Here is a 6,574-nt window from a genome sequence, read left to right on the forward strand (position 1 = left end):
ACTTTTTTCCACAGCCTGTAACGCGGATGCCAGAACGCGCGAATCATCGGTTCGTTCGTCAGATCAGCTGATCGCTCGGTCGCTCAGCAGCGCCCACTGGCTCCAGCCCGCCTTCTCCTTGTAGAAGCGGCGGATCAGCTTGCCGTCGTCGGTCCGCGCGAAGACCTCGATCGTCTTGGTCTGCGCGTGGTACATCGCGGCCGGCGCCTCGGCGACCTTGGTGTTGCCGAGCTTGGCCCACGTGGTGAAGCCGCCCGAGGTGGCGCGGGCGTGCTCCACGACGCCGCCCTCGCCGAGCTGCACGACGTCGATCGAGCCGGTCGTCGTGTTGAACACGGCCGACGGCGCGCCGGTGCCCTTGCCGCCCAGCGACTTCCAGACACCCGCCGCGTACTGCTCGACGCTGCCGGACGCGGTGCGCACGAAGACCTGGTCGACGGCGACGCTCGGGTCGCTCACGATCTTCGTGTCACCCTGGTCCTGCCACGCCGAGCCGTCCCACTTGACGAGCTTGCCGTCGGCGGAACGCGCGTAGACGTCCTTGTCGGAGACAGCCGGGTTGCCCTCGATCTTGCGGTCGCCCACCGGCGCCCACTTGTCCGTGTAGCGCAGCAGCACGCCGTCCGCGCCGCGGGCGAGGACCTCGACGGCCTTGCTCTTGTCGTTCCACGTCAGCACGGGCTCGCCCGCCACGACCGTGTCACCCAGCGAGACCCACTTGCCGTCGGTGCGGCGGTAGATCTTGTCGTCGGACCCGCGCGCGAACACCTCGACGATCTTCGTCTCCGGGTTCAGCAGCGCGACCGGGTCACCGGCGAAGAGCTCAGGGCCGAGCTGCTGCCAGCCGTTCCAGCGGCTCGTCTTGTGGAAGTTGGTGATGATCGTGCCGTCCGCGGCGCGCGCGTAGATCTCCAGCTGCTGCTGCGCGGTGTTGGAGATCTGCGGGCCGGCGTTGACGACCGGCTTGTCCGTGACCGGGGTGTCGCTGGGCGTCTCGCTGCTGCCGCCGGCGTCGACCACGCCGTTGTAGCGCAGCGGCACGTACTGCCGGGCCGTGCTGGCGCTCCAGACCCGCTGCACGGGACGGGCGCCGTCCGGGCCGGCCTGCTCGCGCACGATCGGGCGCGTCTTGGCCGCGTCCGCCCAGCCGATGAACAGCGCGACGTGGTTCAGCCGGTCGTTCAGGGCGTCGCCGGGACGGAGTTCCTCCCAGTCGATGCGGTGCGCGACTTGCTCGAGGATGTGGGTCGTGTAGGAGATGCGCAGGCCCCAGGCCATCGAGACGAAGCCGGAGCAGTCGGTGCGGTACGCGCCGTACTTGTTGCCGAAGCAGTCGCTCTGGCTGTAGGGCACGCGGGCGCTGATCCACGTGCGCGAGCGCGCCAGGATCTCGCTCCGGGTGATCTTGGAGTTGGCCGCGTACGTTCCGCAGGCCACCCCGCCCTCAGCAGCGACCGCGACGTCTGGCATCGCCAGCGTCGAGCCGAACGTGATGGCCGCTGCGGCGACCGCCAACATCCCCCACGACTTCATGCGGGCCACGGTAGCAAGACGATGTGAGGTTTTGGTCGGGTCGAACGGACCGAATTCGTGCACTTGGCCCAGTCGGGTGACGATCTTGAACTACCGGTTGCGGACCGGTTGCCGGAGGTGAGCGGGCTGGTCAACGCCCTCCAGCAGCGTCAAGGCGGTCAACGGTGAACGGCCAGCCGAACCCTCGGGCAGCGAACTGTGCCCGCGCGGCCGCCGCGATCTCGCCCGCGCGGGCGAGATCACCTTCCTCCGCGGCCAGCATCGCCGTCACCGGTTGCACAGCGAGCCAGGTGAGGTCCTGCTCGTCACTCACGGCCGCGGCCAGCGCCAACTCGGCCGCGGCCTCGGCGAGATCACCCCGACGGACCAACGCGTAGGCGAGGTCTACTCGCAGTAGTCCGGTGTCGGCGCCGGCCTCGGCGTCGTCCAGGACGGTGCGCAGCCGGTCGACCGCCTCGTCCAGCCGACCGGCGAGCAACGCGGCCCTGGCCCTGATCATGCCCACGTGGGTCGCGCCGATCGCGTCGCCGAGACGGTCGGAGAGGGCTTCGGCCTCATCGGCACGCGCCAGCGCACCCTCGGTGTCGCCGCCGCTCAACAACGTCATGCTCTCGTTCACCAGGCCGCGCGCGAGGCCGTGTTCATCGCCCAACGAGCGGTCGATGGCGTTCGCGGCCAGGTGGTTCCGCAACGACGCGTCGAGGTCGCCCGCGTACATCTGCGCGATGGCGAGCACACAGCCCAACGCCGAGACGTAGGTGACGTGTTCGATGCGTTCGGCGACGGCATGACCGCGTTCGGCCCAGGAGATGGCCTGCGCCGGGTAGCCGCGCTGGATCTCCGTGATCGCCCGGTAGTAGAAGACGCGGATCGTCACGAGATCGTCCTCGACCAGCGGCGCGGCCCTGTCGAGCAACGACGTGGCGAGCGTCAGGCGGCCGATCTGCGTGCAGAAGAAGCCGTAGTTGCAGAGCGCGAGAGCACGGACGTCGTCGGGCACCTCGGCGTCGATCAGGTCCTCGTAGATACGAGCGGCCTGCACGACCAATCCGCGCACCATCCAGGCGTCCTGCATGGCGACGGCCAGCCGCAGACCGTCCCCGGCGCGTTCGGTACCGGCGGCGGACTCCATGGCGGACAACAGGTTCGGCCACTCCAGGTAGAGCTCGCCCATCACCGCCGCGGCGTCCTCCCGCACGTCGCGCCCCGCCACGAACCCGGAGCACCACTCGATGTGCCGGGCCCGCACGAGCTCGTCCTCGCCGGCATCGCGCAGTTTGTCGAGCGCGTAGTGACGGACCGTCTCCAGCATCCGGAACCGCGGCCCCGCGGACACCGAGATCAGGTTGCGGTCCGCCAGCTCCGTCAACGTCGCGGCGATGTCCGCGACGTCCAGGCCGTCGAACGCGAGGACCTCCTCGGCGGCTTCCAGGGTCCAGCCACCCAGGAACACGCCCGTGCGGCGCAGCACGGCCTGTTGGACCTCATCCAACAGCTCGTGGCTCCAGTCCAGGGCCGCGCGCAGGCTGCTGTGCCGCTGACGACTTCCCCGCAGGCCGCCGACGAGCAACCGCAACCGGTCGTCGAGCCGCCGGGCCAGCTGCGAGACGGACAACGTGCGCGTGAGACCGGCGGCCAGCTCGACGCCCAACGGCAGATGGTCGACCGCAGCGCAGATGGCGTCCACATCGGCGGAGGGTTCGGCGCCACTGCGGTCGCAGAACAGCAGAGAAGCAGCCGAGGCAGGCAGCGCACCGACGTGCCGGACCTCTTCGCCCTCGACCAGCAGCGGCCGTTGCGAGGTGGCGAGCACCGACAGCTTTCCCGTGTGCGACAACAACTCCGAGACCATCGAGGAGGCAGCGGACAGCACGTGCTCGGCGTTGTCGACGACGAGCACCGCGCCTTCCAGCTCGGCCAGGTAGTCGTCACCGGCCTCGGCGACCAGCGCGGGCAGGATCTCGTCCTCGGCCCGCACCGCCGTGAGATCGAGCCACACCACCGGCCGCTCTACGACCCGTGCGACCTCCAGCGCCAGCCGCGTCTTGCCACTGCCGGCGACACCGGTCAGCGTCACGAGCCGCGTGACCGACAACCGTTCGACCACCGCGGCCCGATCCGCGTCGCGTCCCAGGAACGTGGTTCCGGCAGCGGGCAACCGGCGCTTCGGAGCACTGCCGGGAGCCTCCTGGCGCAGGATCTGCAGCTCCATCGACACGGTCTCGGGCGCCGGATCCACGCCGAGCTCGTCGGACAGCCGTTCCCGCAACCGGGACAGCGCCGCCAGTGCGTCCGCCTGCCGCCCACCCCGGTACAAGCACAACGCCAGCATGCAGCTCAGCCGCTCGTGCATCGGGTGCGAGCCGACCAGTTCCTCCAGCTCGGCCCGCAGCTCGATCCCGGCGCCACCGTCGAGCAACGCGCTCAGGTACGCGACCCGGAGATCAACGCGCAGACCGTCGAGGCGCTCCCCCTCGGCGAAACCGAACGGCACCGCGCGCAAGTCCGCCAGCGAGTCGCCACGCCACAACGCCAGCGCCTGGGAGATCGCCTCCCTGCTGCCGTCGGACAACGCGGCCTCGGCAGCGACCACATCGGACGGCGACGCGTCGAGCACATAACCCGCCGCGGTCCGCGACAACGCCGAAGCAGCGTCTCCGAGGTTCGCCCGCAGCCGGGACGCCAGCACCCGCAAACGCTCGCGCGGCCGGGCCAGGTCGACGTCACCCCACAGGTCGCGGGCGAGGCGCTCGTCGGACACGGCAGCACCGCGCGCCAGCGACAGCCGAGCGACCAGCGCGCGTTCGAGCGGCCGGTCCAGCGTGATCGTGACATCGGAAACCCGCACGTCAACGGGCCCGAGAAGGTGTACCGCGAGGGTTGGCACAAGGTCAGCATCTCACCGGTGAGACGTCCGTGAAACGCCGGGTCGCCAGGCTTCAACCCATGGACATCACGACGTTGTGCACGGAGGTCAGGGGAACCGTGCGGACGCCGGGCTCCGGGGGGAGCACCGCGGTCGCCGAGGTGCGGGTGGCCACGCCGCACGACATCTCGGCGACCATGCGGTTCGCGTCGCGGCAACGGATCCGGGTCACCACGAGCCGGACTCCGGGCCCGGACGAGCTGGCGCTGGACCTGAGCGCGTTGAAGGGGATCACGATCTCCGACGGCACGGCCGAGGTGCAGGCGGGGGCCACCTGGGCGGAGCTGGACGCGGCGACGCAGGCGCACGGGCTGGCCACACCGGGCCCGCGCCTCTCGCACACCTCGGTGGTGGCCGCCGTGCTGGGGAGGGCACCGGGCTGGCTCACGCCGTTGCACGGAACGACCAGGGACAACCTGGTCCGCGCCGAGTGCATCACGGCGGACGGCCGGCTGGTCACCACCGAGGAGCCGGAAGGTGTGCTCACGAGCGTCACGCTGCGGCTGCACCCGTTGGACCACAAGGTCTACGGCGGCGTGCTGCTGTACCGGCTCGCGGACGCGCCTGCCGCACTGGGGGTGCTCGGCGAACTCGCGCGGAGGGGGCGCGAGTTCGCCGGGCTGGCCGCCTACGTCACGGCGCCGCCGGAACGGTTCGTGCCGGGTGACCTCGTCGGGCGCCGGGTGCTCGCGGTCGTGCCGGCGTTCATGGGCGACCCCGTGATCGGGGCGTCTTATGCCAGGCCGTTGCGGGTCAAGGCAAGGCCTTTGGTCGATCAGGCCCGTCCACTGGCCTATGTGGAACAACAGTCGCTCTTCGACCGCCACGTGCCTCACGATCTGCGCTGCGAAACCAGCGAGGTGCCGGCGTTGACGACCGAGCTGCTGCGCCACTTCGAGGACACGAGCAACGCATTCAGGGTCCTGGTCCCGAACCAGTCGGGCTGGACCGTGCACGAGGGAGACCAGTGAGACTCACGATCATCGCCGCGCTCGTAGTTCTGCTCGCGGGGTGCGGCAAAGCGAACTTGGCCCAGAACCCGGTGAGCACGCCGGAGCAGCAGGCCACGCAGCAGCAGGACAAGAAGGCCAACGCGACCGGTGCCATCTTGGACGGCGACTCCCGCTCCGGTGACATCGCGAGCGCGGACGAGCAGGACACCTACGACATCGATCTGGGCGACGCCAAGGAGTTCGAGCTCGTCGACGTCGAGGGCGAGGTCGACTTCAAGATCGCCACGGCCGAGGAGAGCGGCGCGAACCAGAAGGGCAACGGGCTGCCCGGCCCGAACCAGTTCGGCGTCACCGCCCCCGGCAAGCACAAGCTCGTCGTCACCGGGCACGAGGGCACGCCCGGCAAGTACAGCTTCCGGATGGTGACGCTGAAGAAGCGCGCGTTCCAGTCCAAGGCCGGCGAGATCAAGGGCAAGCTCGACGTGCCGGGCCGGGTCGACGTCCACACGTTCGACGCCGCCAGCGTCGAGATCGAGGACGGAAAGCCCTGCGAGGACATCCAGCTCGGGTTCTCGAGCGAGTCCGAGGACGAGGCGAAGACCTACACGCCGCACTACGTCTGCTGGAACCCCAAGCACGAGGGCGAGGGTGGCAAGACGCAGATCATCATCTGGTCGGAGGCGGGCAGGACCGGCGACTACTCGTTCACGGTTCAAGCACGCTGACGTAGCGCCGCGGGGCGTACAACTCGGCGCCTGTCTCGTAGGGATAGGTGACGGAGCGCAGGCGGGTGCGGTGACCACCCGCCTGTTCGTACGCCCAGTACCGGCCGGGTTCCTCGGCCCACGCCGCGAAGATCACGACGTGCCTGGTGTCGTTGCCGCCCTCGCCACGGATGATCACGTCGCCGGCCTTCAGCTCGTCGGCCGTGATCAGACTGCTGACGACGACGAGCCCCGGCGTGTCCGATCCGCCGTGCCGGTCCTCCGGTTTGCCGGGCAGCCCCCACGCCATCGACACGAACCCCGAGCAGTCGGCGCGGTAGATGCCGTGCTCGTTCTGGTGGAACCTCGTCTGGCTGTGCGGAACCGAGTCGCGCAGCCACGAACAAGCGCGCTCCACGATCTCGGAGCGGCTGATCAGGCGGCCGGCGGCACGTGCG

General features: G+C 69.9%; 5 protein-coding genes. 2 read left to right on the forward strand and 3 right to left on the reverse strand.

Translation table 11 applies throughout. The annotated features are described in order from the left end of the window. Positions 1 to 63 precede the first annotated feature (63 nt). Together ABZX92_RS44655 and ABZX92_RS44660 are read right to left on the reverse strand one after the other, a co-directional pair. A complete protein-coding gene (locus ABZX92_RS44655; protein ID WP_355572085.1) occupies positions 64 to 1,533 on the reverse strand; it encodes a hypothetical protein in 1,470 nt (489 codons plus the stop codon). A gap of 130 nt (positions 1,534 to 1,663) precedes the next feature. Then, positions 1,664 to 4,420 carry a BTAD domain-containing putative transcriptional regulator gene (locus ABZX92_RS44660; protein WP_355572087.1) on the reverse strand — a complete coding sequence of 919 codons (2,757 nt, stop codon included), beginning with the start codon at positions 4,418 to 4,420 and terminating at the stop codon, positions 1,664 to 1,666. A 59-nt stretch (positions 4,421 to 4,479) separates the two neighbouring features. Here ABZX92_RS44660 and ABZX92_RS44665 point away from each other — a divergent pair, with 59 nt between their 5' ends. Beyond that, complete coding sequence (locus ABZX92_RS44665) at positions 4,480 to 5,430, forward strand: FAD-dependent oxidoreductase (protein WP_355572089.1); 951 nt, start codon at positions 4,480 to 4,482, stop codon at positions 5,428 to 5,430. After that, positions 5,427 to 6,137: a hypothetical protein gene (locus ABZX92_RS44670; protein WP_355572091.1), complete on the forward strand. Its 711-nt coding sequence runs from the start codon at positions 5,427 to 5,429 to the stop codon at positions 6,135 to 6,137. The genes ABZX92_RS44665 and ABZX92_RS44670 overlap by 4 nt, the downstream gene beginning before the upstream one ends. Here the strand turns inward: ABZX92_RS44670 and ABZX92_RS44675 are convergent. Further along, positions 6,118 to 6,574: hypothetical protein (locus ABZX92_RS44675; protein ID WP_355572093.1), on the reverse strand; the 457-nt coding region annotated here is incomplete at its 5' end. The two genes, ABZX92_RS44670 and ABZX92_RS44675, sit on opposite strands and share 20 nt — an antisense overlap.

The sequence above is a fragment of the Lentzea sp. NPDC006480 genome (genome assembly GCF_040611995.1).
Lineage (GTDB): Bacteria > Actinomycetota > Actinomycetes > Mycobacteriales > Pseudonocardiaceae > Lentzea.

Bases quoted from the DNA above. Each gene is read 5' to 3' on its own strand.
- ABZX92_RS44655 (WP_355572085.1), bottom strand. From the start codon at position 1,533: ATGAAGTCGTGGGGGATGTTGGCGGTCGCCGCAGCGGCCATCACGTTC.
- ABZX92_RS44665 (WP_355572089.1), top strand. From the start codon at position 4,480: ATGGACATCACGACGTTGTGCACGGAGGTCAGGGGAACCGTGCGGACG.